Source organism: Dongia sp. P2_B8 (genome assembly GCF_056404715.1).
In genome coordinates this window covers 92,209-109,286 of the sequence record NZ_JBFUDM010000003.1, presented here as the reverse complement: position 1 = coordinate 109,286, position 17,078 = coordinate 92,209, and the positions used below count along the sequence as shown (strand labels likewise).

12 protein-coding genes are annotated in these 17,078 nt (G+C 62.0%); 11 read left to right on the top strand and 1 reads right to left on the bottom strand.

What is annotated here, in order from left to right; genetic code table 11:
- Positions 1 to 298: 298 nt before the first annotated feature.
- The 8 genes from AC1DWZ_RS08150 to AC1DWZ_RS08115 all read left to right on the top strand — a co-directional run bounded on the left by AC1DWZ_RS08150 (position 299) and on the right by AC1DWZ_RS08115 (position 11,639).
- A complete protein-coding gene (locus AC1DWZ_RS08150; protein ID WP_477168380.1) occupies positions 299 to 1,144 on the top strand; it encodes an ABC transporter permease in 846 nt (281 codons plus the stop codon).
- A complete protein-coding gene (locus tag AC1DWZ_RS08145) occupies positions 1,144 to 2,064 on the top strand; it encodes an ABC transporter permease (RefSeq protein WP_477168379.1) in 921 nt (306 codons plus the stop codon). The genes AC1DWZ_RS08150 and AC1DWZ_RS08145 overlap by 1 nt, the downstream gene beginning before the upstream one ends.
- Before the next feature lie 54 nt (positions 2,065 to 2,118).
- Positions 2,119 to 3,861, top strand: coding sequence for an ABC transporter substrate-binding protein (locus AC1DWZ_RS08140; protein ID WP_477168378.1), 1,743 nt, complete (start codon positions 2,119 to 2,121; stop codon positions 3,859 to 3,861).
- Positions 3,862 to 3,915: 54 nt separating this feature from the next.
- On the top strand, positions 3,916 to 5,580 hold the full coding sequence (locus tag AC1DWZ_RS08135; protein ID WP_477168377.1) for an ABC transporter substrate-binding protein: 1,665 nt from the start codon (positions 3,916 to 3,918) through the stop codon (positions 5,578 to 5,580).
- 90 nt (positions 5,581 to 5,670) lie between these two features.
- On the top strand, positions 5,671 to 7,281 hold the full coding sequence (locus AC1DWZ_RS08130) for an ABC transporter substrate-binding protein (protein ID WP_477168376.1): 1,611 nt from the start codon (positions 5,671 to 5,673) through the stop codon (positions 7,279 to 7,281).
- A 20-nt stretch (positions 7,282 to 7,301) separates the two neighbouring features.
- Positions 7,302 to 8,273, top strand: coding sequence for an acetamidase/formamidase family protein (locus AC1DWZ_RS08125; RefSeq protein ID WP_477168375.1), 972 nt, complete (start codon positions 7,302 to 7,304; stop codon positions 8,271 to 8,273).
- A gap of 169 nt (positions 8,274 to 8,442) precedes the next feature.
- Positions 8,443 to 10,218: an ABC transporter ATP-binding protein gene (locus AC1DWZ_RS08120; RefSeq protein WP_477168374.1), complete on the top strand. Its 1,776-nt coding sequence runs from the start codon at positions 8,443 to 8,445 to the stop codon at positions 10,216 to 10,218.
- 11 nt (positions 10,219 to 10,229) lie between these two features.
- A complete protein-coding gene (locus AC1DWZ_RS08115; protein ID WP_477168373.1) occupies positions 10,230 to 11,639 on the top strand; it encodes an amidase in 1,410 nt (469 codons plus the stop codon).
- 128 nt (positions 11,640 to 11,767) lie between these two features.
- Here the strand turns inward: AC1DWZ_RS08115 and AC1DWZ_RS08110 are convergent, their stop codons facing one another.
- Positions 11,768 to 12,268 carry a winged helix-turn-helix transcriptional regulator gene (locus tag AC1DWZ_RS08110; RefSeq protein ID WP_477168372.1) on the bottom strand — a complete coding sequence of 167 codons (501 nt, stop codon included), beginning with the start codon at positions 12,266 to 12,268 and terminating at the stop codon, positions 11,768 to 11,770.
- Between the two features lie 239 nt (positions 12,269 to 12,507).
- Here AC1DWZ_RS08110 and AC1DWZ_RS08105 point away from each other — a divergent pair, with 239 nt between their 5' ends.
- The 3 genes from AC1DWZ_RS08105 to ileS all read left to right on the top strand — a co-directional run bounded on the left by AC1DWZ_RS08105 (position 12,508) and on the right by ileS (position 16,981).
- Positions 12,508 to 12,954: a MaoC family dehydratase gene (locus AC1DWZ_RS08105; RefSeq protein ID WP_477168371.1), complete on the top strand. Its 447-nt coding sequence runs from the start codon at positions 12,508 to 12,510 to the stop codon at positions 12,952 to 12,954.
- 139 nt (positions 12,955 to 13,093) lie between these two features.
- Entirely contained in the window at positions 13,094 to 14,083 is a 990-nt protein-coding gene (locus AC1DWZ_RS08100) for a bifunctional riboflavin kinase/FAD synthetase (RefSeq protein ID WP_477168370.1), read from the top strand.
- A 24-nt stretch (positions 14,084 to 14,107) separates the two neighbouring features.
- Positions 14,108 to 16,981 (top strand): isoleucine--tRNA ligase, encoded by a 2,874-nt coding sequence (ileS, locus tag AC1DWZ_RS08095; RefSeq protein WP_477168369.1) that lies wholly within the window; start codon positions 14,108 to 14,110, stop codon positions 16,979 to 16,981.
- The last annotated feature ends 97 nt before the right edge of the window (positions 16,982 to 17,078 follow it).

Sequence of the window (17,078 nt, the reverse complement as noted above, 5' to 3'; positions counted from 1 at the left end):
AGCGTATGGATACAATCTAGTTCAGATCGTCATGCCCGGGCGTGACCCGGGCATCAGCCAACAACCGAAAGACAGAGCCCCGTCATACCTGATCCCCGGGCCTGATCCCCGGGCCTGATCCCCGGGCCTGATCCCCGGATCAAGCCCGGAGATGACGATGAAGCAAGCCCGGCGGATGGCGGCAATCCAGAGAGAGCGATGCCGAAAGAGAGCGCGCGCGTACCCAACATGGCTTGATCGCCTTCTGGCGCGGCTCTATGTTCCAATGAAATTCTGAACCAACTCCAAGATTGCATCCATGATCATCGGCGCGATCCTGAAGCGCAAACTGGCGCTGCTGGGCCTCATCGTCATCGCCATCTTCGCCCTGGCGGCGATTCTGGCGCCGTGGCTTGCCCCCTATCCACCGGACCAGCAGTTTTTCGAAGGCTTGACGCTCGAAGGGGCGCCGCTGCCGCCGGGTGCACAATTCTGGCTGGGCACCGATCTTCTCGGCCGCGACCTGCTCTCCCGCCTCATCTATGGCGCGCGGGCGACCCTGATCGTGGGTGTGGTCGCCAATGGTGTGGCGATCGCGATTGGTGCGCTGATCGGAGTCACCGCGGGTTATCTCCGCGGCAATGTCGGCAGCGCTCTCATGCGCTTTACCGATTTGATGATGGCGTTTCCGGCCTTGCTGCTGGCCATTCTGCTCGCCTCCATGTTCCAGCCGAGCTTGTGGATCGTGGCCTTCGTCATCGCCATGGTGAGCTGGGTGCAGATCGCCCGCGTCATCTATTCCGAGACGATTTCTCTCGCAGAGCGCGAATATGTGACGGCCGTGCGGTCGGTGGGGGCCTCGACACCACGCATCCTATGCCGCCATATCCTGCCGCATCTCATTCCCACCCTCATCGTCTGGGGCACGCTCGGCATCGCCACCACTTCGCTCTTCGAAGCGACGCTCTCTTATCTTGGCATCGGCGTGCAGCCACCGACGCCGAGCTGGGGCAACATGGTCAACGAGAACCAGACCTATTTCGAAAGCGCGCCCTGGCTGGTGTTCTTTCCGGGTATCGCCATCGGCATGCTGGCGCTCTCCTTCAACCTGATCGGCGACGCGCTCCGCGACATCCTCGACCCCACCTTGCGGGGGCGGCACTGATGGCTGGCTATCTGATCCGGCGGATTTTCCAGGCGCTGCTCACGCTGATCGGCATCAGCCTCATCACTTTCATCATTCTGTTCGCCCTGCCCGCCGATCCGGCCCGCCAGGTCGCTGGCCGCACCGCCAGCGTCGCCCAAGTCGAGCAGGTTCGCCATCAACTGGGCCTCGATCTGCCGATCTGGCAGCAATACGGGCGGTACCTCGGCAAGCTTGCGACCGGCGATCTCGGCCGCTCCTATGTGCAGCGCAGCCAGGTTTCGGAGCTCATTGCCTCGCGTCTGCCGGCCACCTTGTGGCTGATGGCGGCTGCCATCGGCTTCGAGCTTGTCATCGGCCTGACCATCGGGGCCGTTGCCGCGTTCCGGCGCAACACGCTCATCGACCAGACCGTGATGATCGGCGCCTTCGTTTTCGTCTCGGCACCGCAATTCCTGCTGGGCTATACCATGCTCTATGTCTTTGCCGTGTGGCTGGGCTGGTTTCCGATCGGCGGCTACGGCAGCTTGAGGCAGATCGTGCTGCCGGCGCTGACCCTGGGCCTGCTGGGCGGTGGCTGGTATGCCCGCATGATGCGCTCTTCCGTGATCGAGGTGTTGCGGCAGGATTTCGTGCGGACCGCGCGGGCCAAGGGCTTGGGGCGCATGCGCATTGTCTTTGTCCATATCGTGCCCAACGCCATTTTGCCTATCATCGCCATGGTCGGCATCGATATCGGCATCTTCATGAGCGGCATCGTGGTGGTGGAATCGGTGTTCGGCTGGCCGGGGATCGGGCAGTTGACCTGGCAGGCCATTCAACAGATCGATATTCCGATCATCATGGGCGTGACGCTGGTCTCGGCCTGTGCCATCGTCCTTGGCAATCTGCTGGCCGACCTCGCGGCACCGCTGATCGACCCCAGAATAAGGCTTAAATAGGCATATGGCTTAAATCGACAAAAGAAACGCACACCCTTTGGACAGGAGGTCCCGATGACCCGTTTGCTCGCATCTGTTTCGCTCATTTCCCTGCTCGCACCCCTACTACTCCTGGGTGCTTGTGGCGAAGAAAAGAAGGAAGAGGCCCAAAGCCAGGCAACGCCGGCGGCCAACGCGACGGCGACGACCGAAGCGGCGCCTGCTGCGGCACCGGCTGCCACAGAGACGGCCGCCGCCCCGGCGGCGACCGGCGAGCCCAAGCAGGGCGGGTCGATCATCGTCACTTTCAAGGACGAGATCCCAACCCTGGATCCCGCCATCGGCTATGACTGGAAGAACTGGTCGATGATCAAGAGCGTGTTCGACGGCCTGCTCGACTACAAGCCAGGGACCACGGATATCATTCCGGATCTTGCCGAGAGCTACACCATTTCGCCCGATGGCCTCACCTATACCTTTGTGCTGCGCAAGGGCGTCAAGTTCCAGAACGGCCGCGAGATGAATTCGGCCGACGTGAAATACTCTTTCGAGCGCATGATCAATCCAGCGACGCAAAGCCCGGGTGCCGGCTATTACGGCGCCGTCAAGGGCTTCGAGGATTACCAATCCGGCAAGGCCAAGGAACTGGCCGGCGTCTCGGCGCCCGACGCCAACACGGTCAAGATCGAACTCAGCCATCCCGACGCCACCATGCTGCACCTCATGGCGCTCAACTTCTCGTTCGTTGTGCCGAAGGAAGAGGTTGAGAAATACGGCGCCGATTTCGGCAAGCATCCGGTGGGCACCGGCGCCTTCAAGATGACCGAATGGGCGCCCGGCCAGAAGATCGTGTTCGAGCGCAATGCCGATTATCGCTTTAAGGGCCACCCCTATCTCGACAAGATCACCTTCGAGATCGGCCAGGAACCTGTCGTGGCGCTGTTGCGCCTGCAGAAGGGCGAAGTGGATTTCGTCGGCGACGGCGTGCCACCGGCAAAGTTCGTCGAAGTGATGGCCGACCCCACCATGAAGGATCAGGTCCAAAAGGTCGACCAGTTGCAGACCGGCTATGTCGCCATGAACGTCAACATGCCGCCCTTCGACAAGGCGGCGGTGCGCCAGGCCGTCAACATGGCTATCAACAAGGACCGCATCGTCCAGCTGATCAACAATCGCGCGGTGCCGGCCAACCAGCCCTTGCCGCCCGCCATGCCCGGCTATGACAAGAGCTATAAGGGCTATGCCTATGACGTCGAAGGCGCCAAGGCGAAAATGAAGGAAGCTGGCCTCGAAGGCGGGATCGAGACGGACATGTATGTCATGAACACTGATCCGCAGCCCAGGATCGCCCAGGCGATCCAGCAGGATCTCAGCGCCATCGGCATCAAGGTCAATCTCAAAACCCAGGACATGGGCACCGTGATCGCTGCCGGCGGCAAGAAGGATGGTGCGCCGATGATCTGGTCGGGTGGCATGGCCTGGATCGCCGATTTCCCCGACCCTTCCAACTTCTACACCGCGATCCTGGGTTGCGGTGGCGCGGTCGACGGCGGGTGGAACTGGTCCTGGTATTGCAACAAGGATCTCGACGCCCGCGCCGATGCCGCGAACGCCATGACCGATCCGGCCAAGGCTGCGGAACGCGATGCCGAATGGGGCAAGATCTTCGTCGACGTGATGAAGGACGCGCCCTGGGCACCGATCTTCAACGAAGTGAACTACGTCGTCCATTCCAAGCGCGTGGCCGGCAACTACACCGATCCGATCCATATTCCCGTCGCCAATTACGACGAAGTCTATGCGACTGATGGCAAGTGATGTCATGGCGAGGGCGGCAACCTTGCCGCCCTCGCTTCTCTCAAGACAACAATCATGACGATGCGCAATCTCCTTGCGGCCGGACTTTTGGGCTTCTTGTGCACCCTGAGTGCGTGCGGCGCGTCTCCTCAGAACGTCGGCCCGGCGAAGACCACCGTCGCCACACGTGCCGCGTTGAAACCAGGCGGAAGCATTGTCGTCACGCTTCGCGACGATCTGTCGACATTGGATCCTGCCGTGGGTTACGACTGGCAGAATTGGTCGGTGATCAAGAGTGTGTTCGATGGCCTGCTTGACTACAAACCCGGCACCACAGAACTGGTGCCCGATCTTGCCGAGAGCTACTCCATTTCGCCCGACGGCCTGATCTATACGTTCCATTTGCGCCATGGCGTGAAGTTTCACAACGGCCGCGAAATGAAAGCAGGCGACGTGAAGTATTCGCTAAGGCGCATGATCTATCCGGGCACGCTCAGCCCTGGCGCCGGCTATTATGGAAATATCAAAGGCGTCGCCGAGTTCCAAGGCGGCAGTGCTGACGACATCTTCGGCATCGTCGTGGCGGATGACCATACGGTGAAGATCGAGCTTGTTGAGCCTGACGCTACGATGCTGCATCTCATGGCAATTAATTTCGCTTACATCGTGCCAAAAGAAGAAGTGGAAAAAATCGGCGGTGATTTCGGTCACCGGCCTGTGGGAACCGGCGCGTTCAAGGTCGCATCATGGGCACCCGATCAGAAAATCGTTCTGGAACGTTACGCCGATTATCACAAGCAGGGCCTGCCGCATCTTAACAAAATTACCTTCGAGATCGGTGTGGATCCGATCGTTGCCGTGCAGAGGCTTCAGGCCGGCGATGTCGACATTGCCGGCGACAGCGTGCCGCCTTCCATCTATTCTGACGTGGTCCTTGATCCGGCAACCCGCGACCTCGTTACGGCAACAGATCAATTGCAGACCGCCTTCATCGCCATGAATGTCAACATGCCTCCCTTCGACAAGCTGGCTGTCCGTCAAGCGGTCAACATGGCGATAGATAAGAAGCGTATCGTTGAGCTGATCGACGATCACGGCGTTGTGGCCGATCAATTGTTGCCGCCGGCCATGCCGGGCCATAACACGTCCTACAAGGGCTATCCTTACGATGTCGAAGGCGCCAAAGCCAAGATGAAGCAGGCGGGATTTGGTGGGGGCTTCGATACCGAACTTTATGTCACAAACATCGACCCCCAACCACTGATCGCCGGCGCCATCCAGCAGGATCTTGCTGCTATCGGCATAAGGGCTGAGATCAAGTCGCTCGATATAGAAAAAATCATTTCCCGCGGCGGCAGCCCGATCGGCGCCCCAATGATTTGGTCCGGCGGGCTTGCCTGGAATGCCCCTATACCCGATCCCTCGAATTTCTATGCCGTACCGTTGAGTTGTTTTGGCCGAACGGCAAAGTGGAACTGGTCATGGTATTGCAACGAAAACCTCGATGAACGCGCAGCCAAAGCCGATGCGATGGCGAGTCCGGCAAAAGCGGGGGAACGCATCGATATATGGGGCAAAATCTTCTCCGATATCATGGCAGATGCGCCTTGGGTGCCGGTCTTTCACGAACGAGCCATTGCCATCCATTCACGGCGTGTCGACGGCCCGGACGGCCAACTGGGCGACCCACTTCATATCCCGGTCAACTACGATGAAGTCTACGTGACGGATGGCGGTTAGACCGGATAACGTTTAGGTTCATGCGGGGCGGAAGGGACGCCAGCCCACCGCTTGATCTTCCCCCGCGTTCCAAAGTTTTCCGAGGTCGTCATGCAGCGCCTAATCAGCACCGTTTCCTTCGTAGCTCTCCTTGCCATCAGCCTTACCACCCTCGCAGCCGCCGACGAGCCCAAGCGCGGTGGCGAATACACGGTGCTGTTCAAGGATGATTTCGATTCGATGGACCCGGCCATCGGCTACACCTTCCAGAGCTGGTCGCCGATCCGCGCCGTGTTCGATGGGTTGATGGATTACAAGCCCGGCACGACGGAACTGGTGCCGGATTTGGCCGAAAGCTACGAGATCTCGCCAGATGGCCTCACCTACACGTTCAAGCTGCATGACGGGGTGAAGTTTCATAACGGCCGCCTCATGACATCGGCCGACGTCAAATATTCGATCGAGCGCGTTGCCGATCCGAAGACGCAGAGCCCAGGTGCTGGTTATTTCGCCTCGATCAAGGGCTATCAGGATTTCGCCGACGGCAAGGCGACGGAGATCACCGGCATCACCCTGCCGGACGAACACACGGTCAAGTTCGAGCTCTCGGCGCCAAATGCCACCATGCTGTCCGTGTTCGGCTTGAATTTCGGCATGGTCGTGCCGAAGGAAGAGGTCGAGAAATACGGCCAGGACTTTACCCATCACATCGTCGGCACCGGCGCCTATAGCCTTGCCGAATACACGCCCGGCCAGCGCATCGTGCTCGATCGCTTTGTCGACGGCTGGAACAAGGATAAGGGCTTTGCCGACAAGATCACCATCCAGTTCGGCATTGAGCCGGTGGTACAGGTCCTGAAAGTCCAGAACGACGAAGCCGACATCACCGGCGATATTTTTCCGCCGGCGAAGTTCCTGGAGATTTCCAAGAACGCCGCGTTGCAGGACCGCTTCATCACCGCCGACCAGCTCAATACCAATTATCTCGCCATGAATTTGAACCTGAAGCCGTTCGACAAGGTCGAGGTGCGGCAGGCCGTCAACATGGCGATCGACAAGGAGCGGCTGGCAAAGATCCTCAACAACCGCGCGACACCGGCAACGCAGGTGCTGCCGCCGGCCATGGGCGGCTATGACCCGGACTATAAGGGCTATCCGCAAGATGTAGCGGCGGCCAAGGCACTGCTCGCCAAGGCCGGTCTGGGCGACGGCTTCACGACGCAGCTTTATTTTCAGAACGCCGATCCCTGGCCGCGCCTGGGCCAGGCGATCCAGCAGGATCTCAGCGCCATCGGCATCACGGTGGAATTGAAGGGTCTCGACCTTGCGACCGAAGTCGGCATCAGCAGCAAGCCCGATGGTGCGCCGATGAGCCTCACCGAATGGTATGCGGATTTCCCGGACCCTTCCAATTTCTACACCGCGATCCTGGGCTGCGCCGGGGCGATCGAGGGTGGCTATAACTGGTCCTTCTATTGCAACAAGGATATCGACGCCCGCGCCACGGCGGCCGATTCCATGGCCGATCCTGCGAAAGCCGCAGAGCGGCTGGCAGCCTGGAAGGGCATCTATGCCGACATCATGAAGGATGCGCCCTGGGTCCCGCTGGTAAATGCGCGGCGCTATGCGCTGAAGTCGAGCAAGATCGACGGCGATCCCAGCTACTTCAAGGACATCATCACCCAGCCCTTCCCCTATGATTCCGTCTGGGTGAAGCAGTAACGGACGAGACGAGGCAGATCATGAGCGGTTCGCACAACGGTTCGACGACGGCAGGGCACGCGGCACATACCATTCACCGCCACCATCATCACCATGGCTGGGACAATTCAATAAAGCCGGTGCTGACCGTGGCACCGGGAACCGTGGTCGATCTCGAGACCATCGACAGTTCCGGCGGGCAGATCACGCCCGCCTGGACGGTCGCCGACATGGGCAGGCTCGATTTCGCCAAGGTCAACCCGACCACGGGACCGGTCTATATCGATGGCGCGCAGCCCGGCGATGCGGTGAAGGTGACGCTGCTCTCTTATAAGCCCAGCGGCTGGGGCTGGACGGCGAACATTCCAGGCTTCGGCCTGCTGGCCGACCAGTTCAAGGACCCAGCACTGCATATCTGGAAATATGATGCGAGCTCGCTGGCGCCAGCCATGTTCGGCGGCATCGCCAGCGTGCCGCTGAAGCCCTTTGCCGGCACGATCGGCCTGGCACCGGCGGAACCCGGCCTCCATTCCGTGGTGCCACCGCGGCGCGTCGGCGGCAATATGGATATCCGCGACATGTCGGTGGGGACCGAGCTTTATCTGCCGGTCGAGGTGGCCGGCGGCCTGTTCTCGCTGGGCGATACCCATGCCGCACAGGGTGACGGCGAGGTGTGCGGGACCGCCATCGAGAGCCCGATGGATGTGACCGTGAAACTCGATCTCATCAAGGGCGCCAACATCGCCTTTCCGCATTTCCGCACGGCGGGGCCGGTCACGCGTCACCTCGATGCCAAGGGCTATGATGTCGCCACCGGCATCGGGCCCGATCTGATGGCGGGCGCCAAGGCAGCGGTCAGTGGCATGATCGAGCTCTTGACCCGGCGCCACAAGATCAGTGCCATGGACGCCTATATGCTGTGCTCGGTCTGCGGTGATCTCCGCATCAGCGAGATCGTCGACATGCCGAACTGGGTGGTGTCCTTCTATTTCCCCCGCGTGGTGCTGGATTGAACGCGTATCAACCCCTCACCCCCACCCTCTCCCCGCTATCGCGGGGCGAGGGAGCTGTCTGTGCATTTGGCTATAGTCCAGCCCGCCTGTATGCGAAGTCCCTCGCCCCGCTTGCGGGGAAAGGAGTTGGGGTGAGGGGTGCTGTCTTACTTTCGCTTTGTCCGGCATCATGATTCCCCAAAAACCTGTCGGCGATATTCTCCTCGACGTGCGCGATCTCTGTGTCGAGTTCGCGTCACCCAACGGGGCGGTGCGGGTGATCGACAAATTGAGCTTCGATCTGCGCGCAGGCGAGACGCTCTGCATCGCGGGTGAATCCGGGTCGGGAAAATCGGTGACCGCCTTGTCGCTGATGGGCCTGCTGCCCAAGCCCGGTGGCCGCGTGGTGCAAGGCTCGGCACATTTCCTGGGGCGCGATCTGCTGACCCTGGGTGATCCGGAGATGTCGCGCCTGCGCGGCAACGAGATCAGCATGATCTTTCAAGAGCCGATGACGTCGCTCAATCCAGTGCTCTCCATCGGTACGCAACTGACCGAGGGGCTGGTGCGGCATCTGGGTGTCAGCTGGCAGGATGCGCGCAAGCGCGCCGTCGAAGCGCTGGAGGCCGTCCGCATCGCCGAACCAGCGCGGCGCCTCAAGCAATATCCTCATGAACTCTCCGGCGGCATGCGTCAGCGCGTCATGATCGCCATGGCGATGGCAGCACGGCCGAAGATCCTCATCGCGGACGAACCGACCACGGCGCTTGACGTCACCATCCAGGCGCAGATCCTGGAATTGATGGCGACTCTGCAGCGCGAGACCGGGACCGCCATCATCATGATCACCCATGATATGGGCGTGGTGGCTGAAATCGCCGACCGCGTCGTCGTGATGCGCAAGGGCGAGGCGGTTGAGCGCGGCACCACGGCCGAGATCTTCGCCCACCAGCAGCATCCCTATACCAAGGCGCTGCTTGCTGCCGTGCCGAGCTTTTCGCAAGGTGCCGCCGCACCGGCCATGCCTGATCTTGGGGATGCGAAGCCGCTCATCGAGGTGAAGGATCTCATTGTCCGCTTCGACGTCAAGGGCGGCCTGTTGCAGCGCGTGACACAGCGCGTGCATGCGGTGGAGAAGGTCAGCTTCGACCTCATGCCAGGGGAAACGCTGGCCCTGGTCGGTGAATCCGGTTGCGGCAAATCCACCACCGGCAAGGCGCTCCTCCATCTGGTCGCCTGCACCGGCGATATCCGCATCGAGGGCGAGGCGGCTGGCCATAAATCAACGGCTGAGCTCAAAGCAATCCGCCGCCGCGTGCAGATGATCTTCCAGGACCCGCTGGCCTCGCTCGACCCGCGCATGAGCGTCGGCGACCTGGTGATGGAACCGCTCGTCATCCACAATATCGGCACGCCGGCACAGCGCCGCGAAAAGGCAGCCGAGCTCTTCCGCCGCGTCGGCCTGACACCTGACCAGCTGGCTCGCTTCCCCCATGAATTTTCCGGCGGCCAGCGCCAGCGCATCTGCATCGCCCGCGCCCTTGCACTTGGCCCCAAGGCGATCGTGGCCGATGAATGCGTCTCGGCGCTCGATGTGTCGATCCAGGCGCAGATCCTGGAGCTGATGAAGGAATTGCAGGACGAGCTGGGGATTTCTTATCTCTTCATCTCCCACGACATGGCAGTGGTGGAGCGCATCAGCCACCGTGTCGCCGTGATGTCGCTGGGGCAGATCGTCGAGACCGGCCCCACGCGTGCTGTTCTGGGTAATCCGCAGCATCCCTATACCCGGAAGCTGCTGGCGGCGGTCCCCATTCCCGACCCGGCGCGCCGTCATTCCGACGATTGGCAGCGCGACCGCAAGCGCATCGAAGGCGAAGTGCCGAGCCCGTTCCGGCCCGTCGATTTCACGCCGGACTATGTCACCTTCCGCGAAGTGAGCGCCGGCCATTTCGTGGCGGCTTAAGGAGAATAAGCATGAGCGAATTCTGGCGCCTGTCCGCCGTCAAGGCCGTCGAGCTTCTGAAGAAGGGCGAAGTCACACCGCTCGATCTCATCGACGATGCGCTGGCACGCATCGAGGCGGTGGGGCCCAAGGTCAACGCCATGGTGACCCTGTGCGCCGACCGCGCCCGCGACCACGCCCGGCGCCTCATGCAAAAGCCGATCGCCCAGCGCGGGTTGCTGGCCGGCCTGCCCTTCGGCGTAAAGGAATTGAGTGACGTCGCCGGCGTGCGCACGACCTATGGTTCGCCGATCTTTGCTGACAATGTGCCGGTGAGATCCGACATCATGGTCGAGAAGATCGAAGAGAATGGCGGTATCGTGCTCGGCATGACCAACACGCCGGAATTCGGCGCCGGTGCCAACACCTTCAACGAGGTGCATGGCGAAACCTATAATCCCTGGAACATCAAGCTGAATGCCGGCGGCTCTTCCGGCGGTGCCGCGGTGGCGCTGGCCACGGGCCAGGTGTGGATGGCGACCGGCTCGGATCTTGGCGGGTCCTTGCGCACGCCGGCAGCCTTCTGCTCGGTCGTGGGCCTGCGTCCCTCACCCGGCCGCGTGCCATCGGGCCCGGGTGAGTTGCGCTTCGACATGCTCTCGGTCAATGGGCCGATGGGACGGAACGTGGCCGATACGGCCCTGATGCTGGATGCCATGGCTGGCTGGCATATCGAGGATCCGATCTCCTATCCGGTGGATGCCGAGCCCTTTCTCAGTGCCGCCCTCCGCCGCACGAAGCCGGGGCGCATTGCCTTCTGCCTCGATCCGGCCGGCCTGCCGATCGAGCCCGAGGTCAAGGATATCTGCCGCCGGGCGCTGGAGAAGCTGGCCGCAGCGGGCCTCAAGGTCGAAGGAGCGACGCCCGATTTCAGCGGTGTCGGCAATGCCTTCCAGACCCTGCGCGCAGCCGATTTTGCCGCCACCGTGCAGACGCTCCTCAACCAGCATCGCGACAAATTGAAGCCCGAAGTGATCTGGAACACGGAAAAGGGCCTGGCGCTCAGCAGCGCGCAGATCGGCAAGGCGCATCTCCGCCGTTCGCGCCTCTATGCCGACATGGTGACGCTGTTCAAGACCTATGACCTTCTCATCCTGCCGGCAGCCCCCATCCTGCCACGCGACATCAAGGAGCGCTGGCCGCGGGAGATCAACGGCGAGCAACTCGACAATTATGTCGAATGGCTGAAGCTCGCAGCACTCATCACCATGACCTCCTGTCCGGTTCTCTCGCTGCCCTGTGGCTTCTCTGAGGATGGCAGGCCGATGGGGATGCAGCTGGTGGGCAAACCACGCGGTGAAGGCGCGCTGCTCTCGCATGCGCTGGTCTGCGAGGAGATTCTGGGCATCCGCGATTTGGTACCGATCGACCCGCTTGGGTGAAGGAAGCAAGACCCCTCACCCCGACCCTCTCCCCGCAAGCGGGGCGAGGGAGTCTCTGACGAGCTCGCTCTCAAGCCCCTCGCCCCATGAAATGGGGAGAGGGGTTGGGGTGAGGGGCGTTTGTGCAACTATGCCTTCTCCTTGGCCACCGCCGCTTCATAGGCAGCCCGCAGTTTTTCGCTGGCGCGGGGGGCGGTGGATTTCAGCGGCAGCCCGAGATGGGTCTCGCGCAATTCGTCCATGAATTCCGCCCAGAAAGGCGGCCCGCCTTCCTCCAGCAATTTCGCCCGCACCGACAGCGTGTAGGTGGCCTTTGTGTGGCGGCTGCCCCAGGCGCCCATATGGGCGAGCAAGGGCACCAGTTGGATGGCCTTTTCCGAGAGGCTGTAGATCGCCTTCTGCTTGTGGCTGGGATCGTCGGCGCGGGTGATGAAGCCGGCTTCCAGGAGCCGCTTCAGCCGGTCAGCAAGGATGTTGGAGGCGATGCCTTCCTCGGATTTCCCCAGCAATTCGCGGAAATGGCGGCGGTTGCCGAACATCATGTCGCGGATGATGAGGAGGCTCCACCGGTCGCCCAGGGCCTCCAGGGTCAGGTTGATCGGGCATCCGGATCTTTGGCTTTCGCTCACGCAGGGCTCCGTTGATAACTGCTTGCAATTTAGGATCGGTAGGTGGGATGTGCAAGGGGCGCTCGCTTCCCCAGTTTGCTCGTCATCCCCGGGCGAAGACCCGGGCATGACAAAATGGGCCACAATCTTGCGCCGCCTGTCCTTGAGGCAGGTGGGGGCGGTCGCTATAGTGCGGCCCGATTTGTGCGGTGCGGTGCCCGTTGCGGCAAAGACCGACGCAGACCTTGGGAGAGGGTTTCATGAGCGCCGGTTACGCGGATGAGTTGCGCGGAAAATATGTCGATGAAATCGATACGGGCATGACCGCCGTCTTTTCAAAGACGGTGACGGAGACCGATATCGTGCTCTTTGCCGGCCTCTCCGGCGACACCAACCCGGTGCATCTCGACGAGGAATTCGCCAAGCCCACCATGTTCAAGGGCCGCATCGCCCACGGCATGCTGACGGCTGGCTTCATCTCCGCCGTGTTCGGCACCAAGCTGCCTGGGCCTGGCTGCATCTATCTGTCGCAGTCGCTGAAGTTCAAGGCGCCGGTCCGGATCGGCGATACCGTGGTTGCGCGCTGCACGGCCACCGCCGTCGACAAGGAAAAAGGCCGCGCCACCTTCTCCACCATCGCCAAGGTCGGCGAGACCGTGGTGCTGGAAGGCGAAGCCATGCTGCTGGTCCCGAAGCGGCCGGCGTGAGTTTTGTGATGTGTAGAGTTTTCAGTCACTACCCCCCTCCCCACCCCTCCCCCTCAAGGGGGGAGGGAGATTCCATCCAGTCCCCTCCGCCCTTGAGGGGGAGGGTTAGGGCGGGGGGTTCTCTCCGCGAGTCCGAACCATGCGCTTAATCCGGCATTTCCAGAATGTGACACCGGAGGTCCATGGTGCCGTGGTGGCGCTGGGGAATTTCGATGGGGTGCATCTGGGGCATCAGGTGGTGATCCGCCAGGCGGCGGAGATCGCGCATTCGACGAATGCGCCGCTGGCCATCCTGACCTTCGAGCCGCATCCGCGGTCCTTCTTCCGGCCGCAGGATCCGCCGTTTCGCCTGACGCCGTTCCGCATCAAGACGCGGCATCTGCAGGCACTGGGCGTCGATATCCTGTTCGAGCTGACCTTCGATGCCGACATGGTGGCGCGGACAGCCGAGGCGTTCGTGACCGAGATCCTGGTCGAAGGATTCCGCATCGCCCATGTCGTCGTCGGCTATGATTTCTGTTTCGGCAAGGGCCGCGCCGGCAACGCCGCCCTGCTCACCCAGTTCGGCGGCCGCCATGGCTTTGGTGTGACCTCGGTCGCAGCGGCGAAAGCCGGGGACGGCCCGGCCTATTCCTCGACCCTGGTGCGCGAGCAGCTGCAGGCTGGCGACCCCAAGAGTGCCACGGCCACCTTGGGCCGGCCGTGGGAGATCGAGGGCCGCGTCGAGCATGGCGATGCGCGCGGACGGCTGCTGGGCTTTCCCACGGCCAACATCGCGCTGGGCGACTATCTGGAGCCCAAGCTTGGCGTCTATGCCGTGATGGCAACCGATGACAGCGCGGAAAGCCCGCGCTGGATCAGCGGCGTTGCCAATCTTGGCCGGCGCCCGACCGTGGGTGGCACCCGCGTCCAGCTTGAGGTGCACCTCTTCGATTTTGCGGCCGATCTTTACGGCAAGCATCTGCGCGTGGCGTTGATGGACTTCATCCGCCCGGAAATGAAATTCAACGGGCTCGATGCCTTGAAGGCCCAGATTGCCGCCGACAGCCTCGAGGCGCGGCGCATGTTGAAGGATTACCAGGGCCCCGCCCCGGGACAACATCTGCCCGGCCACCTGCCGCGGCCATAACAGTCTAGAGATTCGGATCCGATCATGAGTACTGACGTCACGAAGCCCGATTACAAGAACACTGTCTTCCTGCCGAAGACCGACTTCCCGATGCGCGGCGACCTGCCGAAGAAGGAGCCGGCGATCCTGGAATCGTGGGCGGCGGAAGATCTCTACGGCAAGCTGCGCGCGAGTTCCAAGGGCAAGACCAAGTTCGTGCTGCATGACGGCCCGCCCTATGCCAACGGCAACATCCATATCGGCCATGCGCTCAACAAGATCCTGAAAGACGTCATCAACCGCTCGCAGCAGATGCTGGGCAAGGATGCGCATTACGTGCCGGGCTGGGACTGTCACGGATTGCCGATCGAATGGATGATCGAGGAGCAGTACCGCAAGGAAGGCCGGAACAAGGATGCGGTGGAGATCAACGAGTTCCGCCAGCAATGCCGCGAGTTCGCCGCCAAATGGATCGACGTGCAGCGCGAGGAGTTCAAGCGCTTAGGCATTGCCGGCGATTGGGATCACCCGTACCTCACCATGAGCTTTGCCGCCGAAGCGCAGATCGCACGCGAGATCGGCAAGTTCCTGATGAATGGCGGCCTGTTCCGCGGCTCCAAGCCGGTCATGTGGTCGGTGGTCGAGAAGACCGCGCTGGCCGAGGCGGAGGTCGAATATCATGACCATGTCAGCAACACGATCTGGGTGAAGTTCCCGATCGCCAAAGGCCCCGCGGGTCTCGAGAAGGCAGCCATCGTCATCTGGACGACGACGCCCTGGACCATCCCCGGCAACCGCGCCATCGCGTTTGGCAAGGACATCGACTATGTCGGGCTGGAAGTATCGGGCGTCGGTGAAGGTGCCCATGTGAAAGCAGGCGACCGGCTGGTCGTGGCCGCCGATCTGCGTGCGGCCTTCGAGGAGAAGGCTGTCATCACATCGGCCAAGGTGATCTGGTCCGGCAAGGGAAGCGAGCTCACCGGCACGGTGGCGCAGCATCCGTTCCATGGCCAAGGCTATGATTTCAACGTGACGGCACATGCTGGCGATTTTGTCTCGACCGAGGCCGGCACCGGCTTTGTGCATATCGCCCCCGGCCATGGCGCCGACGATTACGAACTGGGCCTTGCCAACGGCATCGAGGTGCCGCAGACGGTCGGTGGCGACGGCACCTATTACGACCATGTACCGCTCTTTGCCGGCAAGCGCGTGTTGACGCCCTATGGCAAGAAGGGCGATGCCGACGATGCCGTGATCGCCGCCCTCACCGACAAGAACATGCTGGTGGCGTCGGGCAAGGTGACCCATTCCTATCCGCATTCCTGGCGGTCGAAGGCACCGATCATTTTCCGCAACACGCCGCAATGGTTCATCTCGATGGAGAAGAACGATCTGCGGAAGACGGCGCTCTCGGAAATCGAGAAGACGCGTTTCGTGCCGGCTGCCGGCCGGAACCGGCTCTATTCGATGATCGAGAACCGGCCGGATTGGTGCATCAGCCGCCAGCGCGCCTGGGGCGTGCCCATCGCCATCTTCGTCAACAAGAAGACGCAGGAACCGCTCCGTGACCAGAAGGTGGTCGACCGCATCGCCGAGGCCTTCATGAAGGAAGGCGCCGATGCCTGGTATGCGAGCGAACCTTCGCGCTTCCTCGGCAACGACTACAACCCGGACGATTACGAGCAGGTGAAAGACATCGTCGATGTCTGGTTCGATTCAGGCTCGACCCATGCCTTCGTGCTGGAGCCGGAAAACCGCGCCGATCCCACCTGGGACATGCATGCCCCGGCCGATCTCTATCTGGAAGGGTCGGACCAGCATCGCGGCTGGTTCCATTCGTCGCTGCTGGAGAGCGTCGGCACCCGCGGCAAGGCACCCTATAAGGGCGTCCTCACCCACGGCTTCACGCTCGATGAGCAGGGCCGCAAGATGTCGAAGTCGCTGGGCAACGTCATCGCGCCGCAGAAGGTGATGGAGCAATACGGCGCCGACATCCTGCGCCTGTGGGTCGTCTCCACCGACTATGCCGACGATCAGCGCATCGGTAATGAGATCCTGAAGCATTCGGCGGAAGCCTATCGGCGCCTCCGCAACACGTTCCGCTATGTGCTGGGTGCCTTGGACGGCTGGTCGGATACGGAACGGCTGAAGCCTGCGGAGATGCCGGAGCTCGACCGCTGGGTGCTGCACCGCCTTTCCGATCTCGATGGCAAGGTTCGCGCCGGCATCGATGATTATGAGTTCCACGATCTCTTCATCGAGCTCCATAATTTCTGCGCGGTCGATCTTTCTGCTTTCTATTTCGATATCCGCAAGGACGCGCTCTATTGCGACCGGCCGGACAGCATCCGCCGCCGTGCCACGCGCACCGTGCTCTATGAAGTGTTCTCCTGCCTCACTGCCTGGCTCGCCCCCATCCTGTGCTTCACGGCCGAGGAAGCCTGGCGCGCGCGGCCCTGGGCGAATCAAGGGGGGAAAGATGGCGAGGACAGCGTCCATCTGCGCACCATGCCGGTCTTGCCGGCGGATTGGACAGATGCGGCTCTGGCGGAGAAATGGAGCAAGATCCGCGATACCCGGCGGGTCGTGACCGGCGCCCTGGAACTCGCCCGTGCCGACAAGAAGATCGGCGCCAGCCTGCAGGCAAAGCCCAAGGTCTATCTCTCTCCTGAGCGCATGGCCGACCTCAAGGACCTCGACCTTGCCGAGATCGCCATCACCTCGGGCATCACCGTGAGCACGGAAGCAGCACCGGCCGGTGCCATCACCCAGCCCGACGTCGCCGGCGTCGCCGCCTTGGTCGAACTGGCCGAAGGCGCGAAGTGTGACCGCTGCTGGCAGATCCTGCCGGAGGTGGGCACCGTTGCGGCGCATCCCACACTTTGCCATCGCTGCGCCGATGCGGTTGAGGCGGCGTGATGCATTTCAGCGAGATCTGGGCAGCGTCCCCCCTCACCCCAACCCCTCTCCCGCGAGGGGAGAGGGGCTTGGTGCCACCTCTGCAATATCGTGCGGT

Bases quoted from the DNA above. Each gene is read 5' to 3' on its own strand.
- AC1DWZ_RS08150 (WP_477168380.1), top strand. From the start codon at position 299: ATGATCATCGGCGCGATCCTGAAGCGCAAACTGGCGCTGCTGGGCCTC.
- AC1DWZ_RS08145 (WP_477168379.1), top strand. From the start codon at position 1,144: ATGGCTGGCTATCTGATCCGGCGGATTTTCCAGGCGCTGCTCACGCTG.
- AC1DWZ_RS08140 (WP_477168378.1), top strand. From the start codon at position 2,119: ATGACCCGTTTGCTCGCATCTGTTTCGCTCATTTCCCTGCTCGCACCC.
- AC1DWZ_RS08135 (WP_477168377.1), top strand. From the start codon at position 3,916: ATGACGATGCGCAATCTCCTTGCGGCCGGACTTTTGGGCTTCTTGTGC.
- AC1DWZ_RS08130 (WP_477168376.1), top strand. From the start codon at position 5,671: ATGCAGCGCCTAATCAGCACCGTTTCCTTCGTAGCTCTCCTTGCCATC.
- AC1DWZ_RS08125 (WP_477168375.1), top strand. From the start codon at position 7,302: ATGAGCGGTTCGCACAACGGTTCGACGACGGCAGGGCACGCGGCACAT.
- AC1DWZ_RS08120 (WP_477168374.1), top strand. From the start codon at position 8,443: ATGATTCCCCAAAAACCTGTCGGCGATATTCTCCTCGACGTGCGCGAT.
- AC1DWZ_RS08115 (WP_477168373.1), top strand. From the start codon at position 10,230: ATGAGCGAATTCTGGCGCCTGTCCGCCGTCAAGGCCGTCGAGCTTCTG.
- AC1DWZ_RS08105 (WP_477168371.1), top strand. From the start codon at position 12,508: ATGAGCGCCGGTTACGCGGATGAGTTGCGCGGAAAATATGTCGATGAA.
- AC1DWZ_RS08100 (WP_477168370.1), top strand. From the start codon at position 13,094: ATGCGCTTAATCCGGCATTTCCAGAATGTGACACCGGAGGTCCATGGT.
- ileS (WP_477168369.1), top strand. From the start codon at position 14,108: ATGAGTACTGACGTCACGAAGCCCGATTACAAGAACACTGTCTTCCTG.